20 protein-coding genes are annotated in these 18,715 nt (G+C 61.3%); all 20 read right to left on the bottom strand.

The window, feature by feature from the left end:
• Positions 1–11 precede the first annotated feature (11 nt).
• On the bottom strand, positions 12–281 hold the full coding sequence (gene fliQ, locus AAEQ75_RS16695; protein WP_096826229.1) for a flagellar biosynthesis protein FliQ: 270 nt from the start codon (positions 279–281) through the stop codon (positions 12–14).
• Positions 282–292: 11 nt separating this feature from the next.
• Complete coding sequence (gene fliP / locus AAEQ75_RS16690; protein WP_099523125.1) at positions 293–1,078, bottom strand: flagellar type III secretion system pore protein FliP; 786 nt, start codon at positions 1,076–1,078, stop codon at positions 293–295.
• The gene (fliO, locus tag AAEQ75_RS16685) at positions 1,078–1,509 is read right to left on the bottom strand and encodes a flagellar biosynthetic protein FliO (RefSeq protein ID WP_343349794.1); all 432 of its coding nucleotides are present in this window, start codon (positions 1,507–1,509) and stop codon (positions 1,078–1,080) included. Before fliO ends, fliP begins: the two co-directional genes overlap by 1 nt.
• A gap of 2 nt (positions 1,510–1,511) precedes the next feature.
• Entirely contained in the window at positions 1,512–1,988 is a 477-nt protein-coding gene (gene fliN / locus AAEQ75_RS16680; RefSeq protein ID WP_256833317.1) for a flagellar motor switch protein FliN, read from the bottom strand.
• A gap of 71 nt (positions 1,989–2,059) precedes the next feature.
• Positions 2,060–3,031: a flagellar motor switch protein FliM gene (gene fliM, locus AAEQ75_RS16675; RefSeq protein WP_017679168.1), complete on the bottom strand. Its 972-nt coding sequence runs from the start codon at positions 3,029–3,031 to the stop codon at positions 2,060–2,062.
• Positions 3,032–3,043: 12 nt separating this feature from the next.
• Positions 3,044–3,565, bottom strand: coding sequence for a flagellar basal body-associated protein FliL (fliL, locus tag AAEQ75_RS16670; protein ID WP_343349793.1), 522 nt, complete (start codon positions 3,563–3,565; stop codon positions 3,044–3,046).
• A 228-nt stretch (positions 3,566–3,793) separates the two neighbouring features.
• The gene (locus tag AAEQ75_RS16665) at positions 3,794–5,020 is read right to left on the bottom strand and encodes a flagellar hook-length control protein FliK (protein WP_343349792.1); all 1,227 of its coding nucleotides are present in this window, start codon (positions 5,018–5,020) and stop codon (positions 3,794–3,796) included.
• A gap of 67 nt (positions 5,021–5,087) precedes the next feature.
• Entirely contained in the window at positions 5,088–5,441 is a 354-nt protein-coding gene (locus tag AAEQ75_RS16660; protein ID WP_099523130.1) for an Hpt domain-containing protein, read from the bottom strand.
• A 30-nt stretch (positions 5,442–5,471) separates the two neighbouring features.
• On the bottom strand, positions 5,472–7,160 hold the full coding sequence (locus AAEQ75_RS16655) for an ATP-binding SpoIIE family protein phosphatase (protein ID WP_343349791.1): 1,689 nt from the start codon (positions 7,158–7,160) through the stop codon (positions 5,472–5,474).
• Positions 7,161–7,162: 2 nt separating this feature from the next.
• A complete protein-coding gene (locus AAEQ75_RS16650) occupies positions 7,163–7,468 on the bottom strand; it encodes an STAS domain-containing protein (RefSeq protein ID WP_099523132.1) in 306 nt (101 codons plus the stop codon).
• Between the two features lie 85 nt (positions 7,469–7,553).
• Positions 7,554–8,003, bottom strand: coding sequence for a flagellar export protein FliJ (gene fliJ, locus AAEQ75_RS16645; protein WP_021489636.1), 450 nt, complete (start codon positions 8,001–8,003; stop codon positions 7,554–7,556).
• Between the two features lie 70 nt (positions 8,004–8,073).
• Entirely contained in the window at positions 8,074–9,420 is a 1,347-nt protein-coding gene (fliI, locus tag AAEQ75_RS16640) for a flagellar protein export ATPase FliI (protein ID WP_343349790.1), read from the bottom strand.
• Entirely contained in the window at positions 9,410–10,210 is an 801-nt protein-coding gene (fliH, locus tag AAEQ75_RS16635; protein WP_343349789.1) for a flagellar assembly protein FliH, read from the bottom strand. Before fliH ends, fliI begins: the two co-directional genes overlap by 11 nt.
• Positions 10,211–10,478: 268 nt before the next feature.
• The gene (gene fliG / locus AAEQ75_RS16630; RefSeq protein WP_256833309.1) at positions 10,479–11,495 is read right to left on the bottom strand and encodes a flagellar motor switch protein FliG; all 1,017 of its coding nucleotides are present in this window, start codon (positions 11,493–11,495) and stop codon (positions 10,479–10,481) included.
• Positions 11,488–13,272, bottom strand: coding sequence for a flagellar basal-body MS-ring/collar protein FliF (fliF, locus tag AAEQ75_RS16625; protein ID WP_343349788.1), 1,785 nt, complete (start codon positions 13,270–13,272; stop codon positions 11,488–11,490). Before fliF ends, fliG begins: the two co-directional genes overlap by 8 nt.
• A gap of 10 nt (positions 13,273–13,282) precedes the next feature.
• On the bottom strand, positions 13,283–13,612 hold the full coding sequence (gene fliE, locus AAEQ75_RS16620; protein ID WP_013714978.1) for a flagellar hook-basal body complex protein FliE: 330 nt from the start codon (positions 13,610–13,612) through the stop codon (positions 13,283–13,285).
• 125 nt (positions 13,613–13,737) lie between these two features.
• Positions 13,738–14,067, bottom strand: a complete 330-nt coding sequence (locus AAEQ75_RS16615) for a GIY-YIG nuclease family protein (protein WP_343349787.1) — start codon at positions 14,065–14,067, stop codon at positions 13,738–13,740.
• A 235-nt stretch (positions 14,068–14,302) separates the two neighbouring features.
• A complete protein-coding gene (fleR, locus tag AAEQ75_RS16610) occupies positions 14,303–15,715 on the bottom strand; it encodes a sigma-54-dependent response regulator transcription factor FleR (protein ID WP_343349786.1) in 1,413 nt (470 codons plus the stop codon).
• Between the two features lie 3 nt (positions 15,716–15,718).
• Entirely contained in the window at positions 15,719–16,933 is a 1,215-nt protein-coding gene (locus AAEQ75_RS16605) for a sensor histidine kinase (RefSeq protein ID WP_343349785.1), read from the bottom strand.
• A gap of 281 nt (positions 16,934–17,214) precedes the next feature.
• Entirely contained in the window at positions 17,215–18,690 is a 1,476-nt protein-coding gene (locus tag AAEQ75_RS16600; protein ID WP_343349783.1) for a sigma-54 dependent transcriptional regulator, read from the bottom strand.
• Between the last annotated feature and the right edge of the window lie 25 nt (positions 18,691–18,715).

Genomic DNA, 18,715 nt, shown 5'->3' with positions numbered 1-18,715 from the left:
CGCCCAGCCCCTCAACCGATGAGGTACGGAATGTTCTGGATCAACGTCTGGGTGTACTCCATCAGCTGACTCACCAGCCAGGGGCCGGCCCAGATCAGCGTGATCAGCATCACCATCAGGCGTGGCAAAAAGCTCAGCGTTTGTTCGTTGATCTGCGTGGCAGCCTGGAACATGGCAACCATCAGACCGACAATCAGGCTTGGCACCACCGCCAGACCGACGATCAGCACGATCAGCCAGAGCGCTTCGCGAAACAGGTCAACCGCTACCTCGGGAGTCATCAAAGGCCTCGCTATATGGTGCCGAAACTGGCGGCCAAGGTGCCCATGATCAGCGCCCAGCCGTCAACCAGGACGAACAGCATGATCTTGAATGGCAATGAGATGATCAGTGGCGACAACATCATCATCCCCATCGCCATGAGGATACTGGCGACCACCATGTCGATGATCAAAAACGGAATGAAGATCATGAAGCCGATCTGGAAAGCGGTCTTCAACTCGGAGGTGACGAACGCCGGCACCAGAATGGTCAACGGCACGTCTTCGACACCGGCCAGGTCGGTACGCTTGGACAAACGAACGAACAGCGCCAGGTCACTCTCACGAGTCTGTGCCAGCATGAAGTCGCGGATTGGTACCTCTGCCCGTGTCAGCGCCTCCTGAGCGACGATCTCCTCGTTCAGATAAGGCTGCAGCGCATCGGTGTTTATCCGGTCGAAAATCGGCGCCATGATGAACATCGTCAGAAACAGCGCCAGGCCGACCAGTATCTGGTTGGACGGCGTCTGCTGCAGACCCAGGGCCTGACGCAGGATGGAGAAGACGATGATGATCCGTGTGAAGCTGGTCATCAGCATGACGAACGCCGGAATGAAACTCAGCGCCGTCATGATCAGCAGAATCTGCAGGCTGACCGAGTATTCCTGCTGCCCCTGGGCGTCGGTGGACAGGGTGATGGCGGGGATCGACAACGGGCTGCTGCCCGTCTGGATCAGCGAATTGCCTGCAGGAGGGTCCTCGGCGAACGCCAGAGAAGCGGCGAGGCTCAGCACCAGCACCAGCAACAAACGCAGCATCAGGATTTGTCCTTCTGATCCTTGCCCATCAGCTCCATCAGGCGCAGGGCGAACTCTGGCGTGGCCTGCTCGGCATCGGCCAGATGCACTGGCTCCTTGAGCACGTGCAGCGGGGTAATGCGCCCAGCGGACAGCCCCAGCAAAATCTGCTCGTTGCCTACCTGCACCAGTACCAGGCGATCACGCGGGCCGAGCGCCTGGCTCGACAACAGCTTGATCACCTGTCCGCCCTTCGGATTCAGTTGCTGCACACGGCGCAGCAGCCAGGCGAGCAGGAAGATCAAACCGATCACCAGCAACAAGCCGAGCAGCAACTGGCCGAGCTGACCGGCTATGTCGCTGCCAGCCATGGGAGTCGCTGCCTTGCCGGCGGGCTCGGCAGCCATGGCCGCCAGAGGCATGCTGAGAAACAGAGCGAGAAGACGAGCCATGGTCAGCGCAGCTTCTTGATACGTTCGCTGGGGCTGATCACGTCGGTCAGGCGAATGCCGAACTTCTCGTTGACCACCACCACTTCGCCATGAGCGATCAACGTGCCGTTGACCAGCACATCGAGCGGCTCACCGGCCAGACGATCCAGCTCGATCACCGAGCCCTGATTGAGCTGCAGCAGATTACGGATAGTGATATCGGTGTTGCCCACTTCCATGGAGATGGACACTGGAATATCCAGGATCACATCCAGATTGGGGCCATCCAGATTGACCGGCAGATTGCCGGGAGGCGGTGCGCTGCCGAACTCTTCCATCGGTGCACGCGGTGCGGCCGGTGGCGCTGCCTGAGCAGCCCCCTGCCCTGCGAGCATGGCATCGATATCGTCCTGATCGGCATCACCTGCCTCGGCCAGCGCTGCGGCCCATTCATCGGCCAGTGCCTGTTCCTCGGGGGAGGTGTTTTCTTCGTCTGCCATCGTGATTCCTCGCCTGGCTTCTGCTTTTCGTTCACGTCGGGCTTTGTCAGCCCCGGAGAGTTACCAACGCCTCAGCGTTGGCGTTCGATTGGTTCCAGCACCTGCAGGGCCAGATTGCCCTTGTGCGCTCCCAGCTTGACCTTGAAGGTCGGCACGCCATTGGCGCGCATGACCACGTTGTCCGGCAATTCCACGGGGATCACATCACCCGGCTGCATATGCAGGATGTCACGCAGCTTCAACTGGCGGCGGGCGACGGTGGCGGCCAGCGGCACGCTGACATCGAGGATGTCCTCGCGCAGGGCCTTGATCCAGCGCTCGTCCTGATCGTCGACATCGGATTGGAAACCGGCATCGAGCATTTCGCGGATCGGCTCGATCATCGAGTACGGCATGGTGATGTGCAGGTCGCCACCACCGCCGTCGAGCTCGATATGGAAGGTGGACACCACCACTACTTCGCTGGGGCTGACGATGTTGGCCAGCGCCGGGTTGACCTCGGAGTTGACGTACTCGAAGTTGATATCCATAACGGCGTGCCAGGCTTCACGCAGGTCGACGAACGCCTGATCCAGCACCATACGCACGACACGCAGTTCGGTTGGCGTGAACTCACGGCCTTCGATCTTGGCATGGCGCCCATCGCCGCCGAAGAAGTTGTCCACCAGTTTGAACACCAGCTTGGCGTCGAGAATGAACAGACCGGTGCCGCGCAGCGGCTTCATCTTCACCAGGTTGAGGCTGGTAGGCACGTACAACGAGTGCACGTATTCGCCGAATTTCATCACCTGCACACCACCGACGGCGACGTCAGCCGAGCGACGCAACAGGTTGAACATGCTGATGCGGGTATAACGAGCAAAGCGCTCGTTGATCATCTCCAGGGTCGGCATGCGCCCACGGACGATACGATCCTGACTGGTCAGGTCGTACTGTTTGACGCTCCCCGGCTCCGCTGCGTCCTCGGTTTCCACCAGGCCGTCATCGACGCCATGCAACAGCGCATCGATCTCGTCCTGGGAAAGCAGGTCTTGCACGGCCATCTTCGGCTCCCGCTACTGCAACACGAAATTGGTGAACAGCACCTGCTCGACCACAGTGCTGCCGGTTTCCTTCTGCGCCAGTTCCTGCACGCTGGCCAGCGCCTGCTGCAGAAGCATTTCCTTGCCCAACGGCGTTTGCAGCGCGGCAAAATCCTGACCGGACAGCAACATCACCAGACGGTTACGCAATACCGGCATATGCACCTTGAGCTTCTCCATGCCGGCGGTATCACGGCTCATCAAGGCCATGCTGACCTGCAGGTAGCGGGTACGGTTCTGGTAATTGAAATTGACCACGAAGGCCGGCATCAGATCCTGATAGACAGCTGGCTGGCGCACTGGCGCTGCTGGTGCGGCGGCCTCTGCCGGTTTGGCATCCTCGCTCTTGTCACCCTTGCTGAGAATGAACCAGGTACCGCCCACGGAAAGGCCAACGGCCAGAAGCAGACCCACCACAATCAGGATGATGAGTTTGAGCTTGCTCTTGCCGGCGGGTTGTCCTTCGGCAGCCGGTGCCGCTTCTTTCTTAGCCATGCCAATAATCCGTCACTATCGGAGTTCTTTCCGCATTCAAAGGGTTAAGAGCAAGTGTTATGCCAGCATATGAGCAGGCTTGTCTAACTCTGGGCGCGGATTTAACAGCGCCAGCTACTTGCTGTCACCCAAAATGCATTCGCCCGGGCACCTTTCGGCAACCCGGGCGAATACAAGTCTAGCGGAGGAACACCGATAATCGGGCATTGCTCAGCGTTTGAGCCCTACTTATGCGTAGTAGTCGACCAGCCCGCGGCCAGAGGTCAAACGCTCACTGCGCACTTCCTGATGGACGCCCGGCTGCAGCTCGTCACTGGCAAGCAGATCATCACGCGAGCCAGAACCACCACGGCCGCCATCGTCCTGCCCCTGCCAGCCGCGGTTAAGCGACTGATCGGAAACGTTGGCATCGGCCAGGTTCATGCCTTGCTGCGCGAACAGCTCACGCAGACGATGCATCTGCCCTTCCAACGCTTCACGCACCCCGGCATTGGGGCTGGCGAACGTCACCTGGGCCTGATCCTGGGATAGGTTCACCCGCACTTCAAGGCGCCCCAACTCCGCCGGGTCCAGTTGAATTTCAGCCGACTTGAGGTTCTGACTGGACAACCACATGACGCGATCGACAACCGCCTCGCTCCAGCCCCCCTGATGCATGGCCACCGGCTGGCCGGGCACCAGCGGCGTGCGCTGAGCGGCGCCTACCTGATGATTGAGCGCCTGCGTCAACGCATTGAGCTTGCTGACAAACTGATCCGGGCGATTGGGCTGAACGCTGTCCTTGAGACTTTCCAGGGCATCCTTGGCCAGGCTTTCCAGCGGCAGGTCCAGCACCGACTCGTCAGTGCTCTCGGCCGCCTCCTCCCCCTTGCCCATAGCGGACATGGCAGCAGCGAAGTCCGTGCTGGTCGCCACCCGCGTGCTCTTGATCGCAGCATCTTGCGACAACTGCGCCTTGCCCGCTTCTTCTGCCGGCTGCTTGAGCTGCGCCAGCGGATCGAGAACATCTTCCTCCAGCACTGGCTCAGCAGTATCCGCAACACTGGCATTGGCACCGGTAATCACCAACGCCGGCAACTCCGGCGAGTCCTGGGCTACCGCAGCGTCATCTACTTGCACCTGAATACCGCCCAATGCCATCGCCAGCAACGGGTCGAGCTCCTCTTCACCGCCCTCCTGGGTCGGCAAGGAATTGCCGGGGGCGGCAACCGCGGGCTGCTCGGCGGCAGAAGAAGCAGTGTCAGCCGTTCCTGAAGACGCAGCAGACTTCTGCTCCTGGCTGGATTTATCGGTACTGCCAGTACGCTCGCCAGGCTTGGTCTGACGCTCCTTGGCATACATATCGGCAAAGCTGGAAGCACCGTTCTTGCTGGGTTCCGGCGCTTTGGCCGGTTGCTTCGCTTTGCTCTTCACCTCAGGCGTAGCCTGCAGGCTTAGGTCGGGCAACGCGGACATGGACGCTCTCCGTCTGATGGGTCGTGACGGGATCAGAGCAAAGGACGGGCCAACTCGTGAAAAGGCATCAGAGGCGATAACGCTGGCGCTCGGATTTGAACAGGATGCGCACGATGGCGAACTCACGCTCGACCTGCTCGATCAGCGCCGGGGCCAAGTCCAGTGCCTCGCGCCGACCGGCGTCCTCCAGTTCCTTGCACAGGCTGGCCAACAGTACCGCCCCCATATTGCTGCAACTGCCCTTGAAGCTGTGCGCAGCCAGTCGCAGCCCCTGCGCATCATCCTCGGCCTGCGCCTGATGCAGCAGGCGCAAACGCTCTTCGGAATCGGCAACGAAGGTATCGAGCAAGATCGGGTACTCGTCTTCCATGACGTCCTGCAGCGCCGCCAGGACGGCATCGTCGAGATGGATATCGGACACCGGGTCACTCCCTGAACATCAAGGCCCGGATTATGCCTCAGCGGACCAGCAAAACTCCACGCTGACGCCCCGTCCGTCGGGGCCGCAACCAAAACCGTCGCTCAGCTCACGGACCAGCGCCAGACCGCGCCCGCAAAGCGCGTCATCTCGCAGTGCCACGACACTGGCTGGATCGAAACCAGGCCCGCTGTCCTCTATCCCGACGATAAGGCGGCCGCCATTCCCCTCCGGGAGCATCTGCAGGTGAAAGCGCACATAGCCATCGTGCAATGACGCCAGACGCAAACGCCGCTCTCGGTAGTACTCGGCAAAACCGCTGGCATCCTGTTTGAGCGAGGAATCCAGCCCCATCACGCCATGTTCCAACGCATTGGAATAGAGCTCGGCGAGCACGGTATACAGCTCGCCGCCACGCGGTCGCAACGCCCGTACGTCCAGCAGCAGCTGCAACAAGAATGGCAGCGGATTGAAATGACGCAGGCTCAGCGCACGAAACTCGAAACTGGCCGACCAGTCCATCACGCTGCCCTGGCCGCTATCGGCAAAGGCCAGCGGCCGGGGACGCTCATCGTCTTCGGCAAGACCGACCTGGACCATGCTGACATCGTCCTGCTGTTCGCCGCGGAACGCCACCAGCGCCTGCTGGATTTCCTCGAACAAGGCCTGCGGCTGCCGATTGGCCTCCAACAGCCGGAGCAGGCGCTCCTCGCCGAACAACTGGCCGTGCTGGTCACTAGCCTCAAGCACGCCGTCGCTAAGCAGAAAGATGCGATCCCCTGGCGCTAGCGGATAGACCTCGCAACGGTCACTGAACGCCGCAGGCTCCAGAATCCCCAGCGGCAGATGGCGAGATACCAATGGCTGACGCGGACGGCCATCGGCATGCAGCAGATAGCCATCCGGCAGCCCGCCATTCCACACCTCGAGTAGCCCGCGCTTGCTGCTGATGTTGAGCAAGGTGGCGCAGCAGAACACCCCAACCGGCAGGATGCGCTTTAGCTTGGCGTTGATCTCGCGAAGGATCTCGGCGAGCGCATGGCCTTTGGCGGTCATGCCATAGAACACCTCGGCCAGCGGCATAGCGCCAATAGCCGCCGGCAAACCATGACCGGTGAAATCACCCAGCATCACGTGCATGCCACCTGACGGCTTGTAGGCTGCCAGTAACAAATCACCGTTGAACAGCGCATAAGGCGACTGCATGTAGCGGATGTTTGGCGCATCCAGGCAGCCAGAATGTGCCACCTTGTCGAATACCGCCTTGGCTACGCGTTGCTCATGCAGCAAATGCTCGTTGTGCAGGGCAATCAGGTCGCGCTGCTGCAATACCGTATCGTGCAGACGGCGCAGGCGGTCCATGGCCCTGATCTTGGCCTCGAGTATCACCCGGTTATAGGGCTTGGCGAGAAAGTCGTCGCCACCGGCCTCCAGGCAGCGCACCAGCGCCTCGCCCTCGGTCAGCGAGGTGAGAAAGATGATCAGCACCAGCGCCTCGCCGGCCTGATCCTTGATCCGCCGCGCCGCCTCGAAGCCATCCATCACCGGCATCAGCGCATCCATCAGGACCAGATGCGGACGCTCCTGCTCGAACAGGGCGACAGCCTCAAGACCATTGCTGGCGGTCAGTACGCGGTGCCCCTGACGACTGACGATGGTGGACAACAGCATGCGGTCGGCCGCGTTGTCCTCGGCAATCAGGATCGCAAGACGCTCAGGCATGCTCAGCTTATCTTGAACAACTGCTCGAAGTTGGAGATGGCGAGGATCTTGCGCACGTCACTGCTGCAGTTGAGCAGGCTAATCTGCGCCGAATCGCCTCCTGCGTGATCGCGCAAGAGCAGCAGCATCCCCAGTGCCGAGCTATCCAGATAACTGGTGTCACGCAGGTCGACCTGATAGCGCTTGGGCGTCACGCTGACGCGCTCATAGGCGTCACGAAATTCCTGGTGGGAGGCGAAGTCGAAGCGTCCTCGAATCACAATGGTCAGCTCTTGCCCATCTGCCGAGGGCTGCGAGGTAATGGCCATGTCTACTCCTTTGTCGAGACTCTGCCAGATAGGGCAATTCACGTCTGAAGGTGTAGCATTTGGCCGGCGACGAAACAACCTCTATTCAGGGCTCGCCACGGTCTATCAAGCGCTGCGCCAGCTCGTCGAGCAGTTTCTGCTCGCGCTTGTCCTCGGCCAAGCGGGCTTCATCGATATAGCGCTGCACCAGTTTGCGCAGCCCCTCGAGACGTGCATAGCGCTGCTGCCAAACGGCACGCACCTTTTCCAGGTTGGCGCGGTGCCACTCCAGACTTTGCTGCTGCTGGCCGACCGCGGTTTCAAGCTGTGACAAAAAGCGCTGGTAGTTCATCAGCCACTGGCCGGAAACGCCCTTGCTGCCCTCGCTGATCCACTGCTGCTGGTAGTCGCCACGGAAACGCTCCAGCTCACCCAGCTTGGCTTCGGCCTGGCCGACCAGACCCTGGCAATGCCCGAGCTGGCGCGCGGCCTCGCGCTCGGCCTTTTCTGCCATCTCGACGACCGGCTGCAGACGCTTTGCGCGGCTCAGGCTCATCCGCGCCCCGTAGGGCTGGTGCAACCCGCCAGATCGCCCTGGCGAGTTACACCCGCCCTACGGCAACAGGTCACTGTCCCAACACCCCGGCCAGCTGCTCGCGGCTCTGCGCCATTGACACGTTCTCGTCGAGGCCCTGACGCAGGTACTGAGCCATGACCGGCTGACGGGCGATGGCCTGATCGGTATCCGCGTCGCCGCCCGGAACATAGGCACCGACGCTGATCAGATCGCGACTCTGCTGGTAGCGCGACCACAGCTGCTTGAAACGCTGCGCCTGCTTGAGCTGCTCGGGCGGAACCACCTGAGGCATGACCCGGCTAATCGAGGATTCGATATCGATAGCGGGATAGTGCCCTTCCTCGGCCAGACGCCGGGACAGGACGAAGTGCCCGTCGAGCACACCACGTGCAGCATCGGCGATGGGGTCCTGCTGGTCATCCCCCTCACTCAATACGGTGTAGAACGCGGTGATCGAACCGCCGCCGGCTTCGGCGTTGCCGGCACGCTCGACCAGTTTGGGCAGCTTGGCGAATACCGACGGTGGGTAGCCCTTGGTCGCTGGCGGCTCACCAATGGCCAGGGCGATTTCGCGCTGGGCCTGGGCATAGCGGGTCAGCGAATCCATCAACAGCAGAACGTTCTTACCCTTGTCACGGAAATACTCGGCGATGCGCGTGCAGTACTGCGCGGCGCGCAGACGCATCAACGGCGCCTCGTCGGCCGGCGAAGCGACCACCACGGAACGCTTGAGGCCTTCCTCGCCGAGGATCTCGTCGATGAACTCCTTGACCTCACGCCCGCGCTCACCGATCAGGCCAACCACGATAATTTCGGCCTCGGTGAACCGGGTCATCATGCCCAGCAACACGGACTTGCCCACGCCGGTACCGGCGAACAGGCCCAAGCGCTGGCCACGCCCGACGGTAAGCAAACCGTTGATCGAACGAATACCAACATCCAGCGGCTGGCTGATGGGGTCGCGGTTGAGCGGGTTGATAGCAGGGCCATCCATCGGTACCCAGTCCTCGGCCTTCATCCCGCCCTTGCCATCCAGGGCGCGGCCGGTGCCGTCGAGCACTCGGCCTAGCATGGACATGCCCATGGGCAAACGCCCGGCATCGGGTAGCGGCACCACGCGTGCGCCAGGCGCAATACCAGCCAGACTGCCCGCCGGCATCAGATAGATCTTGCCCCCGGAGAAACCCATCACCTCGGCCTCGACCTGAACCGGGTGGTAACTGTCGTCGTTGATCACCAGGCAACGGCTGCCAACGGCCGCACGCAGGCCTTCGGCTTCCAGGGTAAGGCCAACCATGCGTAACAGACGGCCCTCGAGTATCGGCTGGCCGGGCAAGCTGATTGCGTCGCTGTAGCCCTCCAGACGCCGGGCGAAGCTCACCCGCTCAAGGCGCATCGCCGCTGTCCAGATCCAGGTTGATGTCCGCTTCCGGCGGCTGGGTACTCTGCGCACGCTGCTGTTCGAACAATTGCTTGAGTGCCTGCGCCATGCGCGTCTCGACGCTGGCGTCGATCTGGCTATGCTCAGACTCGATACGGCAACCACCCGGCAGCAGGCTGTCATCCTCGAGGATGCGCCAGCTTTCCTCATGACGCTCGCGTAGCGCCTTGATCGTTTCGAAATCCTGCGGATTGACCTGAATACGCACGTTCTGCGCGCCCATTGGCAGCAGTTTGAGCGCCTCGCGCAGCACCTGGCGAATTTGACTGGAGTCAGTGCTCAGCTCACGCTGAATCACCTCGCGCACCATATGGCTGACCAGACGTACCATGGCCACTTCCATTTGCTGATCCTGCTCGGCAATCGGCTCGAGCAACTGCGTCATGAGTTTTTCCAGGCTGCCGACCTTCAGCGCCAAGGCCGCGTCAGCCTCTTGCTTGGCTTTGATCTGGCCGGCGTGAAAGCCGTCCTTCTCGCCCGTGGCGAAGCCTTCGTTATAGGCATCCTGGCGAATGGCTTCGAGTTCATCGAGCGTCAGTGGTTTGACATCTTCGAGTGCGACCTCTTCGACCTGTGCGGCGTCCTGCTGCTCGGATTCAGCTGGAGGCTGCATATGTTCTTCAGCAGCGGCCTCGGCTTCTGCCGGTTCGTCACCCGGCGCGTCGAAGCTGGGCAGCGCCCAGCGATCGAACGTGCCGAGATCCTTGGCGCGAATCAGCTCGCTCTCAGGCTCCTTGGCAGCCATCAGGGTCTATTCTCGTTTCGACGCGAGCCGCGTTGCTGCGCCAAATGGCGCCAGGCAAGGCGCGGGACGCAGGGAATGGTTGCTCCCTTGCCAAGTCCCGCAACACAGCATGGCGCCATTTGCCGCGCAACCCGGAGGGCCGGGCCAGTTTTTGCGCGCTGCGGCGTTATTCGTCGCTCATTTGGAATGACCAAACTTCTCTCCTCATGCCTTGCCCCGCGCAAAAACTGGCTCCGGCGCGGCCGTGGCGAAACGGGAATAGACCCTGTCAAACCATCTCCTCGCCGCCCTTGCCGCCGAGCACGATCTCTCCGGCTTCGGCCATGCGCCGGGCGATGGTGAGAATTTCCTTCTGCGCCCCTTCGACATCGCTGACGCGCACCGGCCCTTTGGCCTCCAGGTCGTCACGCAGCAGCTCGGCCGCACGTTTGGACATGTTCTTGAAGACCTTGTCCTTGATGGCGTCGTCGGCCCCCTTGAGCGCCAGTACCAGCACCTCGGACGAGACCTCGCGCATCAGCGCCTGGATGCCACGGTCGTCGACATCGGCCAGGTTGTCGAAAACGAACATGAGGTCTTCGATCTGTGTCGACAGGTCTTCGTCCACTTCGCGGATGGAGTCCATCAGTTGACCTTCCACCGAGCTGTCGAGGAAGTTCATGATGTCCGCCGCACGCTTGACGCCGCCCATGGCGGCGCGCGTGGTGTTGGCGCTGCCGGAGAACTGCTTCTCCAGGATCTGGTTGAGTTCCCTGAGCGCGGACGGTTGCACGGTATTGAGCGAGGACACGCGCAGGATGATGTCCAGGCGCACCTTGTGGTCGAAATGGCTGAGCACTTCGCCGGCCTGGTCCGGATCGAGATAGGCGACGACGATGGCCTGGATCTGCGGGTGCTCGTAGCGAATCACGTCGGCAACAGCACGCGGCTCCATCCACTTGAGGCTGTCCAGGCCACTGGTGCTGCCGCCCAGCAGGATGCGGTCGATCAGATTACCAGCCTTGTCCTCACCCAGCGCAGAGGTGAGCATCTTGCGAATGTAGGCATCGGAACCTACGCCGAGGCTGGTCTGGTCGCCGACGATATCGACGAACTCGGCCATCACCTGCTCAACCTGCTCGCGATGAATGTTACGCATGCCAGCCATGGCCACACCGACGCGCTGCACCTCTTTCGGCCCGAGGTGACGCAACACCTGCGCGGCATCGGTTTCGCCCAGCGAAAGCAGCAGAATCGCGGCCTTGTCGACCTTGTTCAGCTTGGTAGCAGTGCGATTGTCACTCATCGGCGTTGATCCACTCTTTCACGACCTGGGCGACGCGGCCAGGGTCTTCCGCCACTAGGCTCTTGATAGCGTTCAGTTGCGCATCATACCCCTCACTAGGGCTCGGCAACATTATGCTCTGCGGGCCGCCAGGGCTGACACGGTCATCGGACAGCTCACCATCCAGACCTGCCATCGAGCCAAGCTCCACATCACCGGAGCCCGCCAGTTCCTTGCCCCTGCCACCGCCGGTGATGTTGTTGAGCACCGGACGCAACACGCCGAACACCAGCACCAGGATGAACAGGACGCCAAGCACCTGCTTGACGATGTCCCAGAACCAGGGCTGGGTGTAGAACGGAATATCCGGAATTTCCTCGCCCATCGACGCGGTGAACGCCGTGTTGATCACGCTGACGCTGTCGCCGCGACTGGCATCGAAGCCCACCGAATCCTGAACCAGACGAGTGAAGCGCGCCAGGTCATCGGCGGTCCAAGGCACCCGGCTGCTTTCGCCGGTGGCCGGGTCGACACGTACCTGGTCGTCCACCACCACAGCCACCGACAGACGACGCAGGCGCCCCTGCTGCTGACGGGTGTAGCTGATGGAACGGTCCAGCTCGAAATTGCGGGTGGACTGCTCACGCTTGTCGGCCGGATACGGGGCGAGCATAGGCTGGCCGGTGGCCGGATCCATGATCTGCTGACCGTTGGCATCGACCAGCGGCTGACCAGCCGCTATCGGACCGGCCGGAGCGGCAGCGCCTGCAGCCTGCTGCGGAGCGGCAGCCGGGCCCGGCGGTTGATTGGACAGCGCGCCCGGCACGCCTTGCGGCGGCAGACTGCTCTGACGCTGCTCGTTGACCTGTTGCTCGCTGCGCAGCGCGGGTTGATCCGGATTGAACATTTCGGAAGTGGATTCAACCGAGCTGAAATCCACATCAGCCGACACTTCGGCCTTGTAGCGACCGGTGCCCAGCACCGGCTGCAAAATGTTGTGCACTCGCTGGGTGAACAGCGTTTCCATACGGCGGGTGTAGTCGAACTGCTTGCCAGCCATGGTCAGCTCGGACAGCTCCTGCTGATCGGAAAGCAGATTGCCCTTCTGGTCGACCACCGTGACTTGCCCCTTGTCCAGCTCAGGCACACTGGTCGCCACCAGATTGACGATCGCCATGACCTGACTGGGCTCCAACCCACGTCCCGGGTAAAGCTCGACAAGCACCGAGGCAGACGGCTTACGCTCGTCACGTACGAAAACGGAAGCCTTGGGCATCGCCAGATGCACGCGCGCTGCTTTGACGTTATTGAGGCTGGCCACCGTGCGCGCCAACTCGCCTTCAAGGCCGCGGCGATAACGGGTTGCCTCCATGAACTGACTGGTACCCAGACCCTGCTCACGGTCGAGAATTTCAAAACCGACGCTGTTATCGGTCGGCGCCACGCCAGCGGCAGCCAGGCGCATACGCGCACGGCTCAGATCGTCGGCCTTGACCAGCAACGCGCCGGAGTTGGGCTCGACGGTGTAGTTGATACCCGCAGCGTTGAGGGTTTCCACCACCTGAGTGGCGTCCATTCCATTGAGGCTGCCATAGAGCGGGCGATAGTCCGGCTGCTGCGACCAGAGCACCACGGCAAAACCGATAGCCACGCTGGCAGCCAGACCGACCAACAGGCCGAGCTGCCGCAGCACCGACATCTCCGCGAGATTTTCCAGGAAGCTAAGGCCCAGCAGGGGCTTCTTCGGCTCACCTGACTCGGCCTTGGCCGGTACGTTTGCTACTGCTGCTTCAGCCATGAATCAACCCTCAGACCGGCATCTGCATGATGTCTTGATAAGCCTGGACCAGCTTATTACGCACCTGGGTCATGGCCTGGAAGGATACGCTGGCTTTCTGCGAGGCGATCATCACATCGGTCAGATCGACGCCGCTCTGCCCCATCTCGAAAGCGGTGGCCAGTTTATTGGAAGCCTGCTGGGTCTCGTTGACCTTGTTCACCGCCTGGCCGAGCATTTCCGAGAAACTCGGCGCCCCTTGCACTGGCTCGCTCGCAGCAGGCTTCTGACGCGCCATGGCCTCAGCCTGCATGGAACGCATTTCCAGCATCAAGCGATTGAATTCGACACCTTGGCTCATGACTTCCTCCACTGCCCGCTTTTTGACACTAGCGGCGCTATGCAGGGGTATTAGCAACAAGGGTGCCAACAAAGCGGCTTATGGGAATCAGACCGAGGACGCGCAGATAAATGGGATAACTACCGTCATCCCCGCGAAGGCGGGGACCCAGCAGCAAGAGAAGAATCACCAACAATCTCCGACCAGAGATCCTGCCATTGCGGATTTCGCTCTTCGATCAGGCGCAGCTTCCAGGCACGATTCCATTTCTTGATCGCCTTCTCCCTGGCTATCGCGCCACTCATACTTTCATGCTGCTCGTACCACACCGGCAACTTCACTCCATAGCGGAGTGTAAAGCCCTCAACGACCCCCTCTCTATGCTGCCAGACACGCTGCAGCAGATCCGCTGTAACTCCGGTATAGAGCGTGCCATTACGCTGACTGGCCATAATGTAAACGGCGGGTTGTTTCATGCTGCAGTCCTTTGCAGATTGGGCCGTCCATAGGCATGAAGGCCTATTCAGCGATTGATTTGAGCCCGAACGAAAAAAATCGCTCCTACAAGCCAAGACAACCTTAGCACCGCGGCTGGATCCCCGCCTTCGCGGGGGATGACCTCGTTTTTTCTATCATCGTCATCCCCGCGAAGGCGGGGACCCAGGCCACCCTGTCAGCGGTATCTCCTCTCCCCCGCACAGCTAGGCAAAACTAACTGGCGTACAGGTAAGCCTCGACATCCATACCAGCATCACGCATCTGCGCCAGCTTGTAGCGCAGGGTGCGCGGGCTGATACCCAGGCGCTCGGCAGCTTCCTTGCGGCGACCGCGTTCGGCACGCAGGGTGTCGATGATGACCTGAAACTCGCGACGGCGAAGATCCTCGCCCAGCGCGCCGGAATCCACCGCAACCGGTGGCTCGACCTGCGTCATCGGCGGGGCCATACTCGGCACCACAGCCAGGTGCGGCACGGCGCTCTGCACCGTCTGACCTATGGGTGCGTGCAGGCACAGATCCTGCGCCTGAATCACCCCGCCCTGCTGCAGAATCAGCGCACGTTGAATGGCGTTGTCCAGCTCACGCACGTTGCCCGGCCACTGATGCTGCACCAGGCACTGCGCGGCCGATTCTGACAAGCGCACCGGCGCCTGATTCATTTTTTTGACGTGCTTGGCCAGCAGCCGCTCGGCCAGCGGCAGAATGTCGGCAGGCCGCTCACGCAACGGCCGCCAGGCCAAGGGGAAGACCGACAGTCGATAATAGAGGTCCTCGCGGAAGCGCCCTGCGGCAACCTCGCTAGCCAAGTCACGGTTGCTGGTGGCCAGCACGCGAATATCCAGGTTGATTGGCTTGCGCGCCCCGACCCGTTCCACCTCACGCTCCTGCAGCACACGCAGCAATTTGGCCTGCAGCCCCAGCGGCATTTCGGAAATCTCGTCGAGCAGGATGGTCCCGCCATCGGCCAGCTCGAACTTGCCCGGCTGAGCGGTGATCGCACCGGTGAACGCGCCCTTCTCATGCCCGAACAAAGTAGCCTCGAGCATGTTGTCGGGAATCGCCGCACAGTTGATGGCGATGAAAGGCCCAGAGGCGCGCGGCGACTGCTGATGGATATAACGCGCCAGCACCTCCTTACCGGTCCCCGACTCACCCGTGATCATCACCGTCGAATCACTCTGCGCCACACGTGACGCCAACTCCAGCAACTGCACGCTGGCCGGCTCGAGCGCTACCGGGCCATCGCGATCCCCCGCCGTCAATTTACCGAGAGCGTGCTTGGCCACCAGCTCCAGCAGCGTGCGCGGCTCGAACGGCTTGACCAGATAATCAGCGGCACCCTGGCGGATGGCATCTACCGCCCTCTCTACCGCGCCGAAAGCCGTCATCAGCAATACCGGCAGTTGCGGATAACGACTACGGATCTGCGCCAGCAGTTGATGACCATCCATACCCGGCATGTTGACGTCGCTGACCACCAGCCCGAACGGCTCTTCGGTCAACGCTACCAAGGCCGCCTCGGCGCAATCGACGGCTCGATAATCATGTCCGCCCAGGCACAGGGTATCGGCCAGGGCTTCGCGCAGCGCGCGATCGTCTTCAACCAGCAGGACTTTGGCAGCCATGGGTTACTCCTGATTCGAGTGAGACGCCGCATCAAGCAGCGGCAGAGAAACGATGGCGCAGGTACCACGCCCCGCACGTGATTGCAGCAGCAGCTGGCCCTGATGAGCGCGCGCCACCGCCTTGACCACCGCCAGGCCGAGGCCGGTTCCGGTGGTCTTGGTGGTAAAGAAGGGTTCGCCCAGACGCGCCAGGGTTTCCTTGTCCATCCCTGGCCCGTTGTCACTGACGCACAGGCGCAACTGGTTAGCGCGGCGATACAGGTGGATCTTCAGGCGCGCATCGCGCCCAGCGGCCTGAATGGCGTTGTCGATCAGGTTGAGCACCGTGCCGACCAAGGTGTCGCGGTTGCACAGCAGCTCGCCGTCGCGCACATCGCACTGCCAACGCACGGCCATATCGCCCACGTGAGCCTCGGCAGCAGCACGCAAGGCATCGAACACCACCACTGGCGACAAACGATCCGGCAGCGGCAGTTCACCCCGGGCAAAGATCAGCATGTCGCGCACCTGATTTTCCAGCTCGTGCAAGCGCTCCTTCAAGCGGCCAGCAAAGCGCTGCTGCTGCTCGGCAGGCAGCACCTGCTCGTTCAGATGACTGGCATAGAGCAGCGCAGCAGAGAGAGGCGTACGAATCTGATGTGCGAGGGACGCGACCATTCGCCCCAGTGCCGAAAGACGCTCATGACGAGATAGTTGATCCTGCAGGCGACGGGTTTCAGTCAGGTCAGTCAGCAGAACCAACTGCCCCGGTTCCCCATGCAGAGAACGGGTCGCGATGGATAACCGACGTCCATCGCGCATGGATATTTCGTGGCCATCATCTTCGCGCGGTGCAAAATTGCGCGCGATCACCTGGCGCCAGAGCATGCCCACCAGCGGCTGGCCAAGCAACGCGCGGGCCACGGGGTTGGCCTCTCGCACGACACCCTGACCATCGATGACGATCACGCCACCGGGCAGCAGATCCAAAAGGCTCTGCAGGCGATGCGCCAGACGTTCCTTCTCGGCCAGCTCCTGCATACGCTGAGCGCTGACCAGTGCCAGCTGTCCCTTCAGCTCATTGACTCGCGCCTCGAGCAGGCTGTACGACTCGCTGAGCTGGTTGGACATCTGATTGAACAGGGCAAAGGCCTGCTCCAGTCCTGCACGACTGGCTTGTTCGAGCGGCGCTGCAAGGCTTGGCTCGGCTGACTCGGTAGGACGAAGGTTGGCTTCCATCTGCTTCTCTCGTACGACGCACCGTCAGAAGACGGTCGGATACAAGAGCTTTAGCAATACCCGTGCCTAATTTTTTATTCTTATTTATCAAACACTTGAAAAAACGAAGCCGGAGCTTGCGTCAAAGCTCCGGCTTTCTTTGCGGCGTTAGGGATGTTCTGAAAAAGTTACTTACCGTCACTCCCGCGAAGGCGGGAGCCCAGGAGTTTCGCAGGTTCTGGATTCCCGCCTGCGCGGGAATGACGAGTTTTCCAGAGTTTCCTTAGCCTGAGGCTGAGGAATCAATCCTCGTCCTGACCATCCTCTTCGCGGCGGCTCATGCCGTACTTGCGCATCTTCTCGACCAGCGTGGTACGGCGAATACGCAGGCGCTCAGCCGCACGCGCCACCACACCGCCCGCATCATCCAACGCCTGCTGGATAAGGCCCTGCTCCAGATTACCGAGGTAGTCCTTCAGATCCAGCCCCTCCGGCGGCAGCATGGCTGGCGTATCGAGGCCCGGTAGACCTGCCATGATCGCAGCGCGCTCTTCCATTTCATCGCGCAAGCTGGCTGCAAGCTGCTCATCTTCGTCATCGACATGACGAAATTTCTTCGGCAGCTCGCCAACTCCGATCACCCCATAGGGATGCATGATCGCCATGCGCTCCACCAGGTTAGCCAGCTCACGCACGTTGCCTGCCCAATCGTGGCGGCACAGCGACATGATGGCGGCCGAGTTGAAGCGAATGGAGCCACGCTTCTCGTGCTCCATGCGCGAAATCAGCTCGTTCATCAGCAGCGGGATATCTTCAATACGCTCGCGCAGCGGCGCCATCTCGATCGGGAAGACGTTGAGGCGGTAATACAGATCCTCACGGAAACTGCCATCCTCGATCATCTTCTCTAGGTTCTTGTGCGTGGCGGCAATGATGCGCACGTCAGCAGTCTGCGTCTTGTTACTGCCGACGCGCTCGAAAGTGCGCTCCTGCAACACACGCAGTAGCTTGACCTGCATCGGCAGCGGCATGTCACCGATTTCATCGAGAAACAGCGTGCCGCCATTGGCCAACTCAAAGCGCCCTGCCCGGCTGGTGATGGCGCCGGTAAAAGCACCCTTCTCATGCCCGAAGAGTTCGCTCTCGAGCAGCTCGGCCGGAATGGCCCCACAGTTGACCGGCACGAACGGCGCCTCGCGACGCTTGGAGTGGTAATGCAGATTGCGCGCCACCACTTCCTTACCGGTTCCGGACTCACCGAGGATCAACACGCTGGCCTCGGTATCGGCAACCTGCTGCATCATCTGCCGCACCTGCTGAATGGCGCGACTGGTACCCACCAGGCTACGGAACAGATTGGGCTCGCGCTGCCGACCACGATCACGCGCCTGGTCGTACATTTCACGGTAGACCTGGGCGCGATGCAGCGAGTCGAGCAACTTGTTATAGCTGAGCGGTGTTTCCAGACTGGCCAGCACGCGCCTGCGCAAATCTTCCGGCCACTCGGCAACACTGGCATCACCCACTGTCAGCAAGGGCAGAAACTCATCCCACCCGGCAATCTGCTTGGTCAGCTCCAGCGCACCGCCCTTGGACTGCACATCCCCCAGCAAGACACTGAGCACTTCTCGACTGGATCCCAGTTCGGTGACTGCCGTGCGCCAGTCCTGACTGGTGCAAGCCAGATGCTCTTCCCCGAGAAAACTCAGAATGATCGCCAACTCGTGGCGGCGCGTAGCATTGTCATCGATCAACAGGATTTTGGTTTCACGCCACATCTTGTGCTTGTCTGACCCGAGGAGT

The sequence above is a fragment of the Pseudomonas sediminis genome, from assembly GCF_039555755.1.
Lineage (GTDB): Bacteria > Pseudomonadota > Gammaproteobacteria > Pseudomonadales > Pseudomonadaceae > Aquipseudomonas > Aquipseudomonas mendocina_D.
The sequence above is the reverse complement of the archived record's forward strand: the minus strand, read 5'-3'. Positions and strand labels throughout refer to the sequence as shown.